The 17,124-nt window shown below is 52.3% G+C and carries 15 protein-coding genes; 9 read left to right on the top strand and 6 right to left on the bottom strand.

Annotated elements, in window-relative coordinates; translation table 11 throughout:
• Positions 1 to 104: 104 nt before the first annotated feature.
• Positions 105 to 953 carry a pantoate--beta-alanine ligase gene (locus tag NZ823_09570; GenBank protein ID MCS6805373.1) on the bottom strand — a complete coding sequence of 283 codons (849 nt, stop codon included), beginning with the start codon at positions 951 to 953 and terminating at the stop codon, positions 105 to 107.
• Between the two features lie 166 nt (positions 954 to 1,119).
• Here NZ823_09570 and NZ823_09565 point away from each other — a divergent pair, with 166 nt between their 5' ends.
• The 4 genes from NZ823_09565 to serA all read left to right on the top strand — a co-directional run bounded on the left by NZ823_09565 (position 1,120) and on the right by serA (position 5,926).
• On the top strand, positions 1,120 to 2,271 hold the full coding sequence (locus tag NZ823_09565) for a class I SAM-dependent rRNA methyltransferase (GenBank protein ID MCS6805372.1): 1,152 nt from the start codon (positions 1,120 to 1,122) through the stop codon (positions 2,269 to 2,271).
• 85 nt (positions 2,272 to 2,356) lie between these two features.
• Entirely contained in the window at positions 2,357 to 3,106 is a 750-nt protein-coding gene (locus NZ823_09560) for a hypothetical protein (protein ID MCS6805371.1), read from the top strand.
• A 39-nt stretch (positions 3,107 to 3,145) separates the two neighbouring features.
• Complete coding sequence (locus tag NZ823_09555; GenBank protein MCS6805370.1) at positions 3,146 to 4,330, top strand: class I SAM-dependent RNA methyltransferase; 1,185 nt, start codon at positions 3,146 to 3,148, stop codon at positions 4,328 to 4,330.
• A 12-nt stretch (positions 4,331 to 4,342) separates the two neighbouring features.
• Positions 4,343 to 5,926 (top strand): phosphoglycerate dehydrogenase, encoded by a 1,584-nt coding sequence (gene serA, locus NZ823_09550; GenBank protein ID MCS6805369.1) that lies wholly within the window; start codon positions 4,343 to 4,345, stop codon positions 5,924 to 5,926.
• 185 nt (positions 5,927 to 6,111) lie between these two features.
• On the opposite strand, the gene NZ823_09545 is transcribed toward serA, so the two are convergent.
• The 3 genes from NZ823_09545 to ruvX all read right to left on the bottom strand — a co-directional run bounded on the left by NZ823_09545 (position 6,112) and on the right by ruvX (position 8,090).
• Entirely contained in the window at positions 6,112 to 6,594 is a 483-nt protein-coding gene (locus tag NZ823_09545; protein MCS6805368.1) for a GAF domain-containing protein, read from the bottom strand.
• Positions 6,595 to 6,610: 16 nt separating this feature from the next.
• The gene (mltG, locus tag NZ823_09540) at positions 6,611 to 7,609 is read right to left on the bottom strand and encodes an endolytic transglycosylase MltG (GenBank protein MCS6805367.1); all 999 of its coding nucleotides are present in this window, start codon (positions 7,607 to 7,609) and stop codon (positions 6,611 to 6,613) included.
• Between the two features lie 64 nt (positions 7,610 to 7,673).
• A complete protein-coding gene (ruvX, locus tag NZ823_09535) occupies positions 7,674 to 8,090 on the bottom strand; it encodes a Holliday junction resolvase RuvX (protein ID MCS6805366.1) in 417 nt (138 codons plus the stop codon).
• Positions 8,091 to 8,289: 199 nt separating this feature from the next.
• On the opposite strand from ruvX, the gene NZ823_09530 reads away from it, so the two are divergent.
• Positions 8,290 to 9,537 (top strand): S41 family peptidase, encoded by a 1,248-nt coding sequence (locus tag NZ823_09530; GenBank protein MCS6805365.1) that lies wholly within the window; start codon positions 8,290 to 8,292, stop codon positions 9,535 to 9,537.
• A gap of 34 nt (positions 9,538 to 9,571) precedes the next feature.
• Here the strand turns inward: NZ823_09530 and lpxK are convergent, their stop codons facing one another.
• Both lpxK and NZ823_09520 read right to left on the bottom strand, forming a co-directional pair.
• Positions 9,572 to 10,654 carry a tetraacyldisaccharide 4'-kinase gene (lpxK, locus tag NZ823_09525; GenBank protein MCS6805364.1) on the bottom strand — a complete coding sequence of 361 codons (1,083 nt, stop codon included), beginning with the start codon at positions 10,652 to 10,654 and terminating at the stop codon, positions 9,572 to 9,574.
• Positions 10,648 to 12,156: a 3-deoxy-D-manno-octulosonic acid transferase gene (locus NZ823_09520; protein MCS6805363.1), complete on the bottom strand. Its 1,509-nt coding sequence runs from the start codon at positions 12,154 to 12,156 to the stop codon at positions 10,648 to 10,650. Before NZ823_09520 ends, lpxK begins: the two co-directional genes overlap by 7 nt.
• A gap of 291 nt (positions 12,157 to 12,447) precedes the next feature.
• Here NZ823_09520 and NZ823_09515 point away from each other — a divergent pair, with 291 nt between their 5' ends.
• The 4 genes from NZ823_09515 to NZ823_09500 all read left to right on the top strand — a co-directional run bounded on the left by NZ823_09515 (position 12,448) and on the right by NZ823_09500 (position 17,114).
• Positions 12,448 to 12,855, top strand: coding sequence for a hypothetical protein (locus tag NZ823_09515; GenBank protein ID MCS6805362.1), 408 nt, complete (start codon positions 12,448 to 12,450; stop codon positions 12,853 to 12,855).
• 266 nt (positions 12,856 to 13,121) lie between these two features.
• Entirely contained in the window at positions 13,122 to 14,717 is a 1,596-nt protein-coding gene (locus tag NZ823_09510; protein ID MCS6805361.1) for an ATP-binding protein, read from the top strand.
• Positions 14,717 to 16,084, top strand: a complete 1,368-nt coding sequence (locus NZ823_09505; protein MCS6805360.1) for a sigma-54 dependent transcriptional regulator — start codon at positions 14,717 to 14,719, stop codon at positions 16,082 to 16,084. Before NZ823_09510 ends, NZ823_09505 begins: the two co-directional genes overlap by 1 nt.
• A gap of 631 nt (positions 16,085 to 16,715) precedes the next feature.
• Complete coding sequence (locus tag NZ823_09500; protein MCS6805359.1) at positions 16,716 to 17,114, top strand: hypothetical protein; 399 nt, start codon at positions 16,716 to 16,718, stop codon at positions 17,112 to 17,114.
• Positions 17,115 to 17,124: the final 10 nt, after the last annotated feature.

Here is a 17,124-nt window from a genome sequence, read left to right as displayed (position 1 = left end):
CAATTTGTTACATCCAAGCCCAATTCCAAAAGACGACCGCCATTATACAATAAACTCCGTATTGCTGCGAAGAAGAATTTTGCGCCTTGCTGGACAAACAAAAGCTATTCATTGATGATCAGGTTGTCAATGAGGTGAGCATCGCCGATGGTGACGGCAACGGCCACCAGGGCCGGTCTTTCGTCAATGGTGGTGAGAGGTTCTAACGTGACCGGGTCCACAATGCCAATGTAATCGGTTTTGAGTAAGACTTCTGATGCGTAAACCTCTCGGATGGCCTGGATCAGCTCATGGGCTTCTCGTTCGCCGGCGCCAAAGAGGACCTGAGCTTTTTCCAATCCTTTGTATATGACGGCGGCTGCCTGTCGTTGCTCAGGCGACAGTCGTGACAACCACCAGGAGGCCGCCGTGCCGTCCGGCTCGCGAACGGTGGGGGTGACCATGATTTGGCAAGAGAAATGCAAATCTGCTGTAATGCGACGAGCGATCATGAGGAGTTGTGGGTCTTTTTGACTCATGCTGACGACATCGGGACGCGTGATGTTGAGCAAGATGACCAGCTCTGTCGTTGCGTCAGTATAAAAACGTGTCCGCAAGCCGCCGAACAAGCGATCTTTGAGTCCGTGGACAACGACTTCTGTTACGGGCGTTGGCGAGATGACATCCTGTCGTTTCGGTGCGAACACGTAGTCAATGTCTGTGGGCACCAAGAGTTCAACGTCTTGGGTCAGCGTCGAAGGATGTGCTCTGAGCAAAAGATCGCTTCCTGAATGGGGAGAGGGCGGAATGATGGAGACCACCACGACGTCAACGAGGCCTTTGATGGTGCGTACCATGGACAGGTGTCCTTCATGCAGGCCTCCCCAGGTTGGCACCAAGCCGATACGTTTACGCTGGGTGTGTACTCGAGACACCAGATGACTCATGCGTGCTGGATTCCTGATGACGTCCATGAGGCTTGATTATAGAGAAAAAGAGAAGCGCCTGGAAGATGCAGCGCAGCCGATGCGACGCGATTGGTATTTGACCCGAATGAGCAAATCGGGTATGCTGGGCAGCCGGTGAACCTATAGTCAATGGGCACGACAGCTAGTGGTGAGCACTCGCAACGAGGCAAGGGTGATTATTTCTCGAAAGGGAGCCGCCCGATTGCGAGCCGGGCATCCATGGGTATTTTCCGGCGATCTGGTCAAGGTGACCGATGCCGTCAACGGAGACATTGTCGCCATTCTTGATGAACGTGATCGTAGGCTTGGTTGGGGGTTTTATAGTCAACATTCATTGATTGCGCTTCGCTGGATTGCCGGTGCTCATGAGCGAATCAATGACCGCTTCTGGGCCCGCCGGTTTGATGCAGCCGATTCATGGAGAAGAACGGTCGTTGAGAACACGGAGGCGTATCGTTTAGTGTTTGGGGAAAGTGATATGCTGCCGTCGTTGATTATTGACCGATACGGCGACCACTACGTCATACAAACGTTGACGCCTGGGATGGAGCGGCTCAAGAGTTTTTGGATAGATTTACTGATTGAGCGGAAGCGCCCGCGTGCCATTATTGAGCGCAATGATGTAAAGGTTCGGCAGTTGGAAGAACTGCCGCTGCAGTCAGGCGTGTTGTGGGGCACATTGATGGAAGAGGTCGTGGTGCAGATCAATGGGATAAGCTTCGCGGTTGATCTTATAGCAGGGCAAAAGACCGGCGCTTTTCTCGATCAGCGTGAGAATCAAGCGGCTGTTCGCAAATATGCGCGCGGCTATTGCTTGGATTGTTTTTGTTATGACGGTGGCTTTTCAATGACGGTCGCTTCTCAGTGTCAGAGCGTTCAAGCAGTAGATATAGCCGGAGAGGCTCTACAGCGCGTGAAGAAAAACGCGCTGCTTAATCGCCTCGATAACATTGAGTGTGTAGAGGCAAATGTATTTGATCTATTGCGCGATTATTACGATCAGTCAAAGAGGTTTGACATCATCATATTGGACCCTCCTGCATTTGCTAAGACGCGAGCTGCGCTCGGTAGTGCAATTCGTGGCTATAAGGAGATCAACCGGCAAGCTATGAGATTGCTCCATCCAGGGGGTATCTTGGTCACATGTAGCTGTTCCTACCATCTGAGCGAGCAGATGTTTCTGGAGGTCTTGCTGAGCGCTGCTTTTGATGCTGGGCGTTGTTTAACGTTGTTAGAAAAGCGGACGCAGGCTCGCGATCATCCCATTCTTCTGAGTATGCCTGAGAGCTATTACTTGAAATGTTTCATCCTAAGAGTCAATTAGCAGAAATTAATATTGAATTCATGGGCATTAACGTGCCTTGTTATATAATCAACGAGTCAGAGTTTCATTATGGAGGATTCGGAACATGAGATATGGTGTCTTACTCCCGCTCGCCTTGGTCTTCGGGATGAGCGCGTTTGCTCAGGAAGCGAAGGAAAACCAACTGTCAGAAACGCAGGCTCGCGTTGAGCCGGGCGTCAAAATACGGCTAGCATTACAAACTCCAATAAGCACCAGGTTGAATGAAGTCGGTGATCCTGTGCGGGCAGTTCTTTATGACGATCTACTGATCAATGGGCGGCTGGTTTTAGCACGGGGCACGGAGTTCTTGGGAAATATCACACATGTCAAACCGGCTGGTCGGCCACTGAAGCGTGCAGAGCTGGCGCTCACCTTCAATCGCGTGAAAACATCGTATGGATTGGAAGAAGTTTCTACTGTCATCACGGCGGTTGATGATCAGGTTGGCGATCGAAAATTGAAGGGTGATAGCGAAGGTGTTGTGAGAGGGGGACGTGGTGGAGGCAACACCGTGGAGAATATCTACAAAGGGGCCACAATCGGTTCGGCAGGAGGATTAGCCGTCATTCTGTTAGGTAAGGGAAGCGGAGGAGCTGCAACGGCGGCGGGGACTACCATCCTTGGCGCGATGGCCGCGGGCGTGTTGCTAACAAAAGCAGAGGACATTAGGCTAGCCAGGGGGACGATCCTTCGTGTGCAATTTGACCGGTCCATTTCGCTGCCTTTTTTGTCTCCTCATGTTGATAAGCAGTTTGATCCTGAGCCAGATCGCGATCCAGATCAAGATTTTGATCGTGAGCCAGCAAGGTTTTGAAGAGCCTGTCGCACAGTTGCCTGGATAATAAGAGAGTTAATGGTTGAGCTGGTTGTTGAGAAGGTTGTTTACGAGGGTTATGGTTTGGCAAGAAGCTGTGGGCAAGTCTTCTTGATACCCTTCGCTGCTCCAGGGGACCTAGTCAAAGTCAGGCCCGTAAAGGAGCGCAAAGGAATGGTCATAGCCCACATTGAGAAAGTCATCAAGCCATCGAACGTTCGCCGTTTCCCCCCTTGTCCATATTACGAGCGTTGTGGAGGCTGCCAATTGCAGCACATAGATTATCATGCTCAACTAGAAGCTAAGGTCGGTTTTGTTAAAGAATCACTTGAACGAATTGGAAGAATTCATTGGCCACATGAAATTCCTATTTATTATGGGGATGAGTTTCAGTATAGGTTAAGAACTCAGTTGAAGCAGAAGAGGAATGGTGGAGGAGTGAGTATAGGTTTCTACCAAGCTGGGTCAAATGAGATATGCGAGATCGAGTCTTGTATGATTTTAAGCCCAGCTCTGAATGGTGTTATAGAAACACTTCGGTCAATGCCATCAGTGGTGGGAGGTGACACTGCTGTTGAGTCAATACGGTTGATCTCAGCGGAGAATGGGGTTGTGGCGGCATATCCTGAGGTGGGTCGGATAAGGTCTGATAACGTCGAGATCGCATCTGGCGGAAACAGATACCTGGTCGGACCGACAGACTTTTTCCAAGCAAACCGGTACTTGCTCTCTCAATTGTTAGAAATTGTCACCGGGCGTGAGAGGGGGATTCGAGCTGTAGACTTGTACTGCGGAGTCGGCTTTTTTTCAATTGCACTGGCACGGCGGTTTGAGCATGTGGTGGCAGTTGAAAACAATGCCCATTCCGTGCAACTTGGCCGTCGGAATGCTTTGAGAAATCGCGTCAGCAATATCAAGTTTCTCGCTCAGTCGGTTGAACAATGGTTGGCTACATTGAAAGGAGAGCGAGGCAAGATAGATTTTGTTTTGGTTAATCCGCCACGCATCGGGCTTTCCCGCCAGGCCATCGAGGGCATCTGTGATCTCAAACCGAGCAAGCTGACGTATGTTTCGTGTAATCCGGCGACGCTTGCCCGTGATTTGAAGCGCCTTCTAGCGAAGAACTATGAGATCGTCTCCATAGAGGCGATTGATTTACTTCCACAGACTTATCATGTGGAGACAGTCGTGAGGTTGGTTGACATCGCTCATCGTGTTGGCTAAAACCATTCACTTATGAAGGTACTGATTACGGACCGATTTGTTCAGCAAGGAATAGATGTGTTGTTGAAGGCAGGCTTGGTTGTAGATGTCAAGCTGGGGTTAACGGAGCACGAACTGAGGGAGTGCATATCCTGTTATGATGGTTTGATTATTCGCAGTGCGACGAGAGTCACAGAAGCCGTCATTCGGCTAGCTGACAGGCTTAAGGTGATTGGTCGTGCTGGCGCTGGGGTGGACAACATAGACGTTGCTGCTGCTACGCAGCGAGGGATCCTTGTGATGAATACGCCTGGAGGAAATAGTGTCAGTGTCGCGGAGCATACCCTTGGATTGATGTTAGCGTTGGTTCGACAGTTGGTGGAAGCTAACCAGTCAATGAAGGGAGGCCGCTGGGAAAAGGGAAGGTTCACGGGACGCGAGCTGAGGGCAAAAGTATTAGGCTTGATTGGATTGGGGAAGGTGGGACAAGAAGTCGCTCGTCGTGCCAGGTCATTAGGCATGAAGATTATGGCCTATGATCCGTTTATCTCTGAGCGATTAGCACAGGACTTAGATGTCCAACTGGTGTCGCTGGACGAATTGTTTCAGTGCTCTGACATTATCTCTCTCCATGCTACCCTGAACGAGCAGACGCGCGCCATCATCAATCGTCAAAGTTTGCAACGAATGAAGGACGGCGTTTTGATTATCAACTGTTCACGTGGTGAGTTGGTGGATGAAGAGGCTCTGCTGGAAGGGATTAAAACGGGGAAGGTTTATGGTGCTGGGCTAGACGTTTTTGTTGGGGAGCCGTCACCGATGCGCGAGCTTGTTGAGCATCCACGTGTGATTGCAACCCCTCACATTGCAGCTTCGACACAGGAAGCGCAGGAACAAGTTTGCATTGACATAGCTGAGCAGGTTCGGGATTACCTGCTGACTGGTCAAATCAGAAATGCCGTCAATTTTCCGACTATCCAGCCAGAGGAGGCGGAAAAGCTTCGTGTATTTTGTCAGCTCGGTGAAAAACTTGGCAAGTTCATTGCTCAAATGTCGGACCGGCGATTGCACGAAGTTGGGATTCGGTATTACGGCAAGATTAATGAGTTAAACACATATCCTATTTCGAATGCGGTTTTGAGTGGCGTGTTGAAGCCGGCCTTGGGCGATGAAGTTAACATGATCAATGCGCGTCGGGTTGCGGAGGAGCGCCGGTTAATTGTGACAGAGACCAAAAGTGGCCGGACCAGGAGCTTGTCCAACGTGATTAGTGTTCAACTGCGCGATGGGCAAGGGGGCGTTGATTGGGTTGAGGGAGCCGTGTTCAAGCAAAATCATCTGCGGTTGGTGACGATTGATGGGATTGACTTAGAAGTGCCGCTCTCGCGATTCATGTTGTTGATGCAGAATCAAGATGTGCCAGGCGTGATTGGGCGGATTGGTACAATCCTTGGGGCTGCTAATATCAACATTGCGAACTTTGCATTAGGTCGTCAGGCTGATGCTCCGTTGGCCATTGGGGTTTTAACTGTGGATTCTGAGGTGAGTGAGTCGGTGTTAACGGAAATCCGTCAATCATCGGGTATCACAAAGGTACGATTCATCAATTTGGATTAAGTCTGGGCATGTGGTGTCGGTGGTTTGGGAAGCCCAAGACGTGGTGTGTTCAAGCGGATTATGAGCGTTAGTCGGCCAGACGACAATTTATGTATTGAATGAGCTTGATATTCTCTGTGAAGGTTTGTCGGCTGGACGACAGTTCAGGTAGAGCCTAAGCATGCGGACAACGATTTAGGTAAAGGCTAAGCGTGATTTTTACTTCTGGACGGCAGAAGTTGCCTGGATTTGGCGGCGATAATCCCGGCTATTTGATTAAGGAAGCTCTCGTCATCGGGACCGAAAGCGTCGCGTTGGTCGCTGTCAATGTCAATTTGGCCGAGAATCCTCTCATCGTCTTTAATGAGAACGACGATCTCTGACTTTGTTTCTGGACTACACGCTAAGTAGTTCTCTAGCTTTGTAACATCGCCGATAAGCTGATTCTCACGTTGTTGAACAGCAGTGCCACAAACGCCTTTGCCGACGGGTATGCGAGTATGCTCAGTGGGCTTGCCCATGTAGTTGTGCAAGACGAGCGTGTCATCTTCAAGCAAGTAGATGCCGACCCAGTGATAACGCTCGTTGTTTAGGTAGAGCAATTCGACCGTTTTTCTCAAGAGCTCGTCCCATGAGCGGCTTTGCTCGGCGATATATTCCATTTTGCGTAGTAGGATTTCGTCTGCCATAGGTTGCTACTTCGGTTCATCGTTGGTGATTTACTTTTTTCTGTTGGCTCGTGCGATAGAGAGCAACATTAGCTTGATGGTTCACAAAGTTGTCAGTGAAAAGGTGCGAGCCGTTGTTGGCTTCGGCGTTCACGACAAAATAAAGATAGGGAGTATCGGCAGGAAAGAGGGCCGCTTCGATAGATTTTTTGCCAGGCGAAGCGATAGGGCCGGGGGGCAGGCCAGGAGTGAGGTAGGTGTTATATGGAGACCGTCGTTGCAGGTCTGAGCGTCGGATGACGCCTGTCCATTTCTGGGCGAGAATGGCGGCATATATGACTGTTGGATCACAATCCAGCTTAATTCCTTTTTGCAAGCGGTTATGATAGACGGACGAAATAATAGCTCGCTCCTCGTCTAGTTTAGCCTCTCGTTCAATCATCGAGGCTAAGGTGACTACTTCTCTTACAGACATTTTTAGTTGGTTCGCGCGTTCGATGAAAGCAGGCGAAAAAACCTGGCGAAACCGTTTGACCATCATCGTCAGGAGTTGCTCAGGCGTTGAATTAGCAGTGTATTGGTAGGTGTCGGGGTAGAGATAGCCTTCAAGGTCTGTTGCGGCTGGGTCGAGATCTTTTATCAAGTTGAGTAGCTTTGGATCACTGGTCAGTTCAAGTAAGCTCTCAGATGAGGCCAATCCGAGTTTTTCTATGATTGCGACAATTTCAAACCGATTAAGCCCTTCGGGAATTGTCACAAACCGCTTCACGACGTCGCCCTGCACGAGCTTTTCGTAGACTTGTCGAGGGGTGATTGGTGATGGGAATTGGTAGTCGCCGGCCTTTAAAGTGTTTTGTGAAGTTTTGAGTTTAAACCAAGTTCTCATCAGCCATGAATCAGGAAGCACAGAGTAACTCTGGAGTTGATGATAAATAGCCCCGGCAGAAGCGCCTTGATTGATAGTAATCACGTGGGTGGCGTAGGGGTGTATTCTTGGCTGATTCGTGTAGTGGTGAATGATTAAGAAAGTTGACAAGAACGTCCCGGCTGCGCCAATTGCGAGAGCGAGCCACCATCTTTGGAGCACTCTGATAACGGGTCTAAGCATGTTTTTGACTTGAAAGAAAGTCTTCGAGGATAAGGCATGCGGCGATTTGGTCTCTGATTTGGCGTCGGCGCTTGGCAGGGATGTGATGTTCGATCATCCATTGATTGGCGGCTGTTGTTGTCCAGCTTTCGTTCCATACGGTCACAGGGAGCGAGGAAAGTTTCTGTAGTTTATCACGAAGTTTGAGGACTCGGCGCAAGAACACTCCTGAACGGTCTGAATGGTGGGTGGGTAATCCGATGACAAGCTGTTTGGTGTTGAGCTGGTTTGCTATTTCTAGGAGCCGATGGGCGTCCTGGTTGACGCCATGAGATGGGATTGTTTTCACTGCTCGAATGGTCAGGCGCAATTCATCAGTGGTCGCGATGCCGATTCGCTTTAGTCCATAGTCTATAGCCAGGATTCTCATGGAAGGTTGAGTATATGAGCGGATTCAGCAGACCGTCAAGCGGGTTAACGTTTTGTCTGTTGAGTGGTGCCGATGGCTGGATAGTCTGCTTGGCTTCTACGCGACTCAATTTGTTGTTTCACCAGCCGAGAGTTGCCGAGAGCATTACTTGTGGATGGATTGATTGGTGTTGTATGATACCGCTTCACGGAGGATTGCTATGGGCATCAAGCTGAGAATCGGCGTTATGATTTTCTCGTCAATTATCGCGCTTTATGCGATACTGGGGGGGCTTCTTCCTCGCTACGGCGTGATTGCTGGAAATGATCCCTATTCCCAGATGAATATCTTTCACGAGGTTCTTTCACGCATTGTAGAAGATTATGTTGACGAGCCGAACCTTGAGAAGGTGCGGATTGGTGCGTTGCGTGGTTTGGCTGAGGGACTCGATCCGTACAGTGCTTATTTGACGCCGGAGCAGGTCAGCCAGTTTCAGGCGGCTGATTCTGATCGGCAAGCGAGCTGTGGTATGACGATCTCCAAGGTGGCGGGTTATGTGTACGTCGTAGCTGTTGTCAAAAAGGGGCCAGCAGATCACGCTGGCGTCAAGGCAGGGGATGTTCTTGAATACATAAATAACCAGCCGACTCGCGACATGAGTTTGTATGACGCATTGGGGCTGCTCAAGGGTCCAGCCGGTAAAGAGGTCGAATTGAGAGTGTTTCGTGGCGGGCGGTCTCAGACGCTAAAGGTGAAACTTGCTGAGTTCTCCCCGCCTGAGCCAACTGGCAAGCTGCTCTCGCCGGCAATAGGGTATTTACAAGTCGCCAGCTTGCAAAAGGGGCAGAGCGTTGCCATCAAGAACCAACTGCGGTCGTTGGTTGACCAGGGGATTAAAAGCCTCGTTCTTGATTTGCGAGGCGTTGCTGATGGGAAAATCGAAGAAGCTGTTGCCGTAGCGAATCTCTTTATCGGTCAAGGGGTGCTGGCCAAGCTTGTGGGCAAGGAGGCCAAAGAAATCAAGAGTTTTGAAGCTCAACCGGAGCGTCGTATTTTCAAAGGGGCTTTGGTGGCTATTATTGACCGAACAACGGCCGGGGCGGCTGAAGCGATTGCCGCTGCGATCTTGGAGAACAAGGTTGGTGAGGTTATTGGCGAGCGCACGTTCGGCGCCGGTGGCGAGCAGGAATTATTTCGGTTAAGGGATGGTGGCGGGATGTTGATCACGACGAAGAAGTATGCGAGTCCGTCAGGGCGGCCGTTTTTAGGCTCTACATCAGCCACTAGCGGCGTCACTCCGAGCGTTGAGGTTAAGATTTCGTCTGGCCCTGACCTGAGTGCGATCGAGCAAATCCAGGAAGAAGGGATTCATTCGCCGGGTGCTGGAGTCTCTGCGCCTTCTCCCGATTCTGGTGAAGACCTACTCTTGAAAAAGGCAATTGAACTGCTGCGACAGCCGAAGTCGTGATTAAGCGTGATGTTCAATTGCTCGTATCAATCGCTCATCCGGTTTTTGCGTGCATCGCCTGAAGGATCAAGCTAAACAATCGAGCTTGTTCTGTTATTCTCAATTCTGACAGAGCGACCAACAGGGGTGGCGTGCAAGGCAGTGGGAGGTTTTCAATCCGGAGCCAATCTTTTTCTGTTGTGATGATGAATTGCGCGCCCCGATCAGTCGCTTCAGCAAACATGTGCTGAAGCTCTTTTCGTGTGAACCAGTGATGGTCTGGAAAATGTCGTTGGTAGACGATGCTGGGGGCAAAATGAGCGAGGTTGGAGACGAACTGGTGTGGGTTCCCGATGCCACATATTACAGCGATGGGGGCTCCAGTTAATCGCTGCATCTTATAGGTCTGCCCGGTTTGAGGGGCTAGAAGACCGACCAAATCCCGATAGGCATAGAATAGAGGCTTGTCGCCTGCGAGCGATCGTATTTGAATCTCCAGTTCTGTTTGATCGAAGTGTTGGTCTGCATTGGTGACGATGATGATGTCAGCTCTGGCCATTTCGGACAATGGTTCTCTGAGTCGTCCAAGTGGTAGCGGCTGAGCGGTTGTTAGTGGATCAAGCGCATCAATCAACAAAATGTTGACGTCGCGTTGGAGTCTGAGGTACTGAAAACCATCGTCGAGGATGTGCACATCGGTTGCAAAGGTTGCTTCAGCCCATAAGCCGGCGTTGTAGCGATCCGGGTCGGCGATTACAATGACCCCCGGTAGGTGTCGAGCCAGCATTAACGGTTCGTCGCCGGTTAACGTAACGTCGCTGGCAATTGTCTTTCCATTGGAAACAACCTGTCGGGTACGGGCGCGTCGGCGCCCATGTCCCCGGGTTAGAATGGACACAACATAGCCCTGCTCATGGAGGTATCTGGCCAGAAGTTCTACGAGGGGAGTTTTCCCTGTACCGCCGACGCTCAGATTGCCGATGCTGATGGTGAAGCTATTCAGTCGGCGGGACGGAATGTAGCGCGCGTAGTAAAGGGACAACCGAATTTGAACGGCTGCCGAATACAACCTCGCAAGGAGTTTTAGCGCAGGCGTCGGTAGCCTTTCAATGAGAGAGTGTGTGAACGGATTTAGCATGATGGCAGGGTAGGCTCAGAGGCGCGTTGCTCGAGAAGGCTTTTGATGTGTGCCAGTGTTTTGGCGGTGGCGCCGCGATGTTGCTCGATCAGTTGCTTAGCTGTCTGGCCCATGGCTTTGGATTGAGGTTCATTCTCCAGCAATGATTCAAATGTGTCGAGCAGTTGCTCAGCGAAGGTGCGCTGTGGATCGTGACGAAGTTGTATGAGCGCTCCGGCTTCCAGGAATGCCGCGGTGATTTGTTGGAAGTTGGCCATGTAGGGGCCAACGACAATGGGTTTGCCGAAAAGGGCAGGTTCTAAGATGTTATGTCCGCCGGCAGGGACCAGAGAGCCGCCGACGAAGGCAATCCGGGCTAGGGAATAGAGAAAGGCGAGTTCCCCCATGGAATCGAGTAGGATGACATGGGCAGGCGAGAGTTCCGGGCAGGGCAGCGCCGAGCGCCGGATGTAGTGCAGGCCGGATGCCTTCAGCAGGTGCTCCACCTCTGCCCATCGCTCAGGATGTCTTGGCGCCAATATCAACCGAAGTTTTTTGGGATGCTGGTGGCTGTTGGTGGATATTCGTTTCCTGATGAGCTGAGTGAACGCTTCGAGGATGATAGGTTCTTCGCCCGTGACCGTGCTGCCGGCTATGATGATGTCATGATCAGAAGGTTGAAGCTGTTTGGCGATGGAGGCCAAATCTGGCGGTTCACTTGGTGGGAACACATCATACTTGAGGTTGCCTGTGATGATGACCTTTTGGCTTTGTGCGCCAAGCGCAAGAGCGCGGGCGGCGTCTTGCTGACTTTGCATCAACAGCAAGTGGAAGTGATTCAACACAGACCGGAAGAAACTTTTAATGAGTTTATAGCGTCTGAACGAGCGCTCTGAGATTCTGCCATTGACGAGCAGTACGGGGATATTTTTGTGCGAGCACAGGCGGAGGAAGTTGGGCCATATTTCAGTTTCCATGATGAGCACGAGTGTAGGTTTGACCGTGTTGAGTATCCGTCTGATAACGTATGGCACGTCAAGGGGGAAATAGAACCGCTGGATACCGGACAAGGGCAGACGACGAGAAGCGATCAGTTGTCCTGTTTCAGTTGTTGTAGAGAGGACAATTTGATAGTTTGACAGGTGACTTAAGAGGGCTTGGATAAGGGGCTGAGCGGCCAAGACCTCTCCAACAGAGACGGCGTGAATCCAGATTATTGGCCTATCATGGGGAAGGCAGGGCAACGTCATGGCGAGCCGTTGACGAAAGCTGTGCAGATACTTGTTCGCGCGAATTCCCCTGACCAGGAAAAGGGGAACCAGGGTGGCTATGCTCAAGCATAATCCTATCGTGTAGAGGTAATACATAGACGGTTTGTGCCGAATTGGAGTTGGCAACATAGTACAAACGGTTGGCAGGGTCAAGGAACTATGTGGTGAGTCATCTTCATGGAAAAGAGAGGATGGCGGTGCGATAGTCCCAAGGGCCGAGCTGAGAACGGCCGGCTGGAAGCCAGCAGCCACGTGTTTGATGGGGAAGACTCATGTGGAATCTAGCTTGGCAGCAGCTTCTGTATTCATGTTCTTCTGGGCGTTATCTGATTGCCTGATTGTCCATCCCGCCTGTGGCAACTTTGCTGACAGGCGCAATTTTGCCACGCCCAAAGGATAGACATGATGGAAGTCAGTTTTTTGCTAACATTCGTTGCTGCTCAAAATTGTCGGGGGCTAGTCAACTGGCACGAAGTTGGCACAAGAGTTGCATAAGGGGTGCATTTCGGACATACAAATGGTTGGGAAGGAGGCATACAGCGCATGAGCAAGTTCCTAGCAACTACCACCGTGTTCGTTGCTGCTGTGAGCATGTCTACAGCAGGCTTGGCGCAATCGAAGTTGGTTCCGCAAGAACCAATTCCCGTCAAGACTCGCGTGGCCACAACGAAGACTCAATCGGCCACGGAGGTCAAATCAGCCTCTCAGATGGTCGCGGGTTGGCTGACCAGTATTGACGTTAAGACCAAGACTCTGACGGTCGCTGAAGGTACAAAGTCGCTGACCTTTGTGTGGGACGCTGACACAAAGATTACTGGAAGAGGGCATGCCGTCAAGCCGTCGGCTTTGTTGCCTGGCGCCCGTCTGACGGTGTATTACCAGATGAAGAATGGGCGCAATTGGGCGAATTCCATTGTCATCAACTCAGTGCCACGGAAGGCGAAGAAGTAGCGAGTCATCAAAGCGGTGACTGGCCGGTCGTTGCGAGCATCTGCAAAACTGTTCGTGTGGGAGAAGAAGGGTTGATTCGTCAAACCTAGAGCGATTTGTGAATGAGTTTACCCTAGGGCGCGCTTGCAGCGTGCATCAGCCTGCAACAAAATGCGGGGTAACCAGGCTAAATGCAACTGAAAATCGCTCTGACTATCCAGTCCCTACGCTGGTTGCGGGGAGGCCTCGGCTGAAGGCATAATCTGCCTTCAGAATAGAAGCACGGCATGTCAAAGCGTTGGAACAACTCCAAGTGGTCCATACAAACTCGCATCTTGGTTTTGACGCTGGTGATCTGCATTTTTGTCCTGGCGGTCACCGAGTGGCTCGTTACACTGAGTTCGATACGGGCACTAGAGCGTGCACGCGGAGAGCGGATCGAAACTGTGGCTCGCTATCTGACCGACGAAGCGGAGCGCTTTCCGGCGGCTGGCTTTCCGCCTGACTTTCAGACCCACGTGCGTGAGTTCATAGAAATGGGGTTCAATATCAGTCGGGTAGATATCTATGCTGACTTCGACGGGGAGCTGAAGCTGGTTCAGTCTAGCTCCGTCAGTGGGGACCGTGCGCTGGAAGGTCAAGAACTGGCTGCCTTACAGAGTGGTACGGCGGAGACCTTCATAACCAAGGAGGGATCGGGGCGGTTGCTCTTTTCTGTGCACCCGCTTGAATTCAGCGACGGGCGGCGGGGATTTCTGACGGTCGTCAAACCGTTGCAGGTGGTAGACGAGATTCTAGCCATCCATGTTCGCATGGGCCTCTACTCGGTCATCGTGGCCAGCTTGCTCTTGGTTTTAGCGATCACCTGGTTGTTTCGTACGACAGTGTATCGGAGCGTGCGTCACCTGGTGGCAGTGATGCAGCGGTTTCAAACGGGCGAGGTTTCGGCGCGGGCCGATGAAGATTTGGTTGGTGAGTTCGGTCAGTTGGCGTGCCACTTTAATCGCATGCTCGAGGAAATTCAACGGCTACAGGAGAACCTGCAACAAGGCATCGAGGAGGCCACTGCCGAGTTGGCCAAGCGCAACCGCGAGCTGCGAGAACTGAACTTGCAGTTGTACGAAGCCCAAAAACGGCTGACGCAGGCCGAACGTTTGGCGCTGGCTGGGCAACTGACGGCCACGTTTGCGCACGAGGTTGGCTCGCCGCTGAGCGCCGTCTCGACTCATCTGCAAATGCTGATGGAGGAGTGCCGGTCAGATTCGCTGGTCTACGCTCGCCTGCGTTTGGTCAGTGAGCAGATTGATCGGGTCTGCGCTATCGTAGAGAATCTCTTGGCAACGACTCGGCAGCCGCGTCGCCGTGTCCCGGTAGATTTAGAGGAGATCATCCTTAAAGTGGCTCATCTACTTAGTCCGACAATGGAGTCGCGGCAAATTCGATTTGAGTTTAAGGGAAGCGGTGGGCCGTTCTTGACCGAAGGGGATCCAGACCAATTACAACAACTCTTCCTCAACCTGTTCAACAATTCGCTGGATGCGATCCCGGGCGCGGGCACGCTGTCGGTAGAGATCCGGCGCGAGCCGCCGGCTGAAAAAGGTGCGCTGAGCGATTTTCGGATTGATGTGCGCGATTCTGGCATTGGGATTTCAGCCGACCGGCTGCAACATATTTTTGATCCGCTCTTCACCACCAAAGAGTTTGGCAAGGGGAGCGGCCTGGGCTTGGCCGTGAGCAAGAAGATCGTCCGTCAACATGGAGGTCAGATTTCGGTGAGCAGTACGCCGGGGCAGGGTAGCTGCTTCACCATTCTCTTACCTGAAGTCCGCCAGCTTGAGCAAGACTGGCAGGAGCCACAGGCAGTGCGGGAGGTCGAAGTGTGATGAGCCAAGATCGAGTCCCCTTGATGTTGGTCGTAGATGATGATCGGTCGGCTTTGGAATCTTTGGCCGAGGTGCTCCAAAAAGAAGGTTACGCCGTCGTGCGAGCCAGAAGCGGAGCAGAGGCCTTGGAAGCGCTTTCGTTCGAGAACCTGGAGCTGGTGCTGACCGACTTGCGCATGCGCGAGATTGACGGGATGAAAGTGTTAGAGGAAACGCGCGCGCGACGTCCGGACATTCCGGTCATCGTCATGACCGCATTTGCTGCGATGGATACTGCAATTGAGGCCATCAGCAAAGGAGCCTACGATTACATCAGCAAACCGTTCAAGCTGGATCATCTGCGATTGGTGGTACGGCGGGCGTTGGAGCAAGCCGCGCTCCGGCGGGAGAACCGGAAGCTGCGCTCGACGATTGAAGAACGTCAGACGGAGGCCGACATCATCGGTCGCAGTCCGGAGATGGTGGAAGTTTATAAGCTGATTGCTCGGGTCGCGCCGCTGCAAACTACGGTGCTGATCCAAGGCGAGAGCGGGACGGGCAAGGAGATGGTCGCGCGCTTGATCCACAAGATCAGTGGTCGCCGTGGTCCATTTAAGGCGATCAACTGTGGAGCGCTCACTGAGACGCTGCTCGAAAGCGAGCTATTCGGGTACGTGAAGGGCGCGTTCACCGGAGCGACAAGCAATAAGGTGGGTATCTTTGAGGCTGCTCACGGTGGGACGGTGTTTCTCGATGAGATTTCCAATACCACCCCCGCCTTACAAATGAAACTCCTTCGGGTACTCGAAGAGCGCGAAGTGCTCCGTGTTGGTTCGACTGAACCTATTCATGTGGATGTCCGCATTGTGGCGGCGACCAACCAACCGCTCGAAGAGCTGGTGCGGACGCATGCGTTTCGCGAGGATCTTTTCTATCGCTTGAAGGTCGTCACTCTTGATCTTCCGCCACTACGCCAGCGTCGGGGCGATATTCCTCTTTTGCTGGATCATTTTGTCCGCCGGTATGCAGCGGCCTCTTCAAAGACCATCGCCATCCACGAATCAGTTTATCCGATGCTGAGCCGGTATGACTGGCCGGGCAATGTGCGGGAGCTGGAAAATGCTGTCGAGCGGGCCATCGCGCTGAACTCCAGCGGAGTTCTCACGCCGGAAGACTTTCCCGAAGAAATTCGCCGAGGTCAACCGAGTGCGTTGCCGCCTCCGGTGAGCGTTGATTCGTTTGTGACGTTAGCCGAGAAGGAAAAGGAATACATCCTGGAAGTTCTCGAAGCCACCAACCACAATGCTTCACGAGCAGCAGAGATATTGAACATTGACCGGCGCACGCTCTATCGCATCCTCGAACGTCATGGCATCCGTCGCAGTTGAGCAATGAGGAGCTCCTCTGAAAATAGCCCACGAAACACACAAACCTCACGAAAGAATTGTCTTTCATCGTTCGTGGCGTGCTGTTGCATAGGAGCGATTCCTCTGAAAATAACCATTTTCATGGTTCGTGGCGAGCGCGGAGATAAGGACGATCCCCGGAAAAAGTCCAAGCTCAGCTTGCGCCGGAGGCGCAAACAGCCAGACGTGCAACGTCTGGAGCAGCCGATCGAACCAGAGTGGCGCGTTGGAGACGCGCCAACAATGGGTGTTCGCGGCGCGCGGTTCAACTGCATGAATGACCCATGGGAGAACTTCTGGCGCCTCTCCAAGGCGCCCTGGGGGGATGCCCGACCCAGACTTCACGTCTGGCTACCCTCTTACGGCGTCTAACGACGCCTCCTCTCAAGGTCGCTCCCACCTCGATCATCCATCGCTGTGTGGGGCAAGTTTGTTTGTGAGCGCAAATCCGCCTCACCTGCAATTGTGGAGTGACTTTCACTGGAGTCTGTCTAACTCCAGTTTATTCGAGGCGTTCCGCGTCGGATGCCTACGCGCGATGGACTGGTATGCTAGTTGCACTGAAAAAGAGTCGGACATGAAGAACCATTTCACAAAAGGAGAGATGAAAACCATGAGAACATTCCTATCGCTTGGCAACATTGTCGTTTTGGCCTTTGCCCTGTCTGGCGCTGTGATGGCGTCGCAAAAATCGGAAGCTCACAAGGCGCCAGGACAGGTCGAGGCCAAGCATGCGACGAAGGCGAATATGAGGACCGTTCGGGGCGAAATCACGGCCGTGAATACCAACGCAGAAACGCTGACGCTAATGGAGCGGGGCAAAGCCATCACATTCGCCTATAACAACCACACCGAGTTCACCGAGGCTGGCCGTCGGGTCGAGCCCTCGGCGATCAAATCCGGGATGAAGGCGACGGTGAAGTATACCGAGCGCGAGGGGAAGAATTGGGCGCACTCCGTTGACCTCCGCCCGGCGCAGCGCGCATCGGCTACGAAGAAGAGTAAGCCTTAACCCGGCAACC

Source organism: Blastocatellia bacterium, from assembly GCA_025054955.1.
Classification (GTDB): Bacteria; Acidobacteriota; Blastocatellia; order HR10; family J050; genus JANWZE01.
The sequence above is the reverse complement of the archived record's forward strand: the minus strand, read 5'-3'. Positions and strand labels throughout refer to the sequence as shown.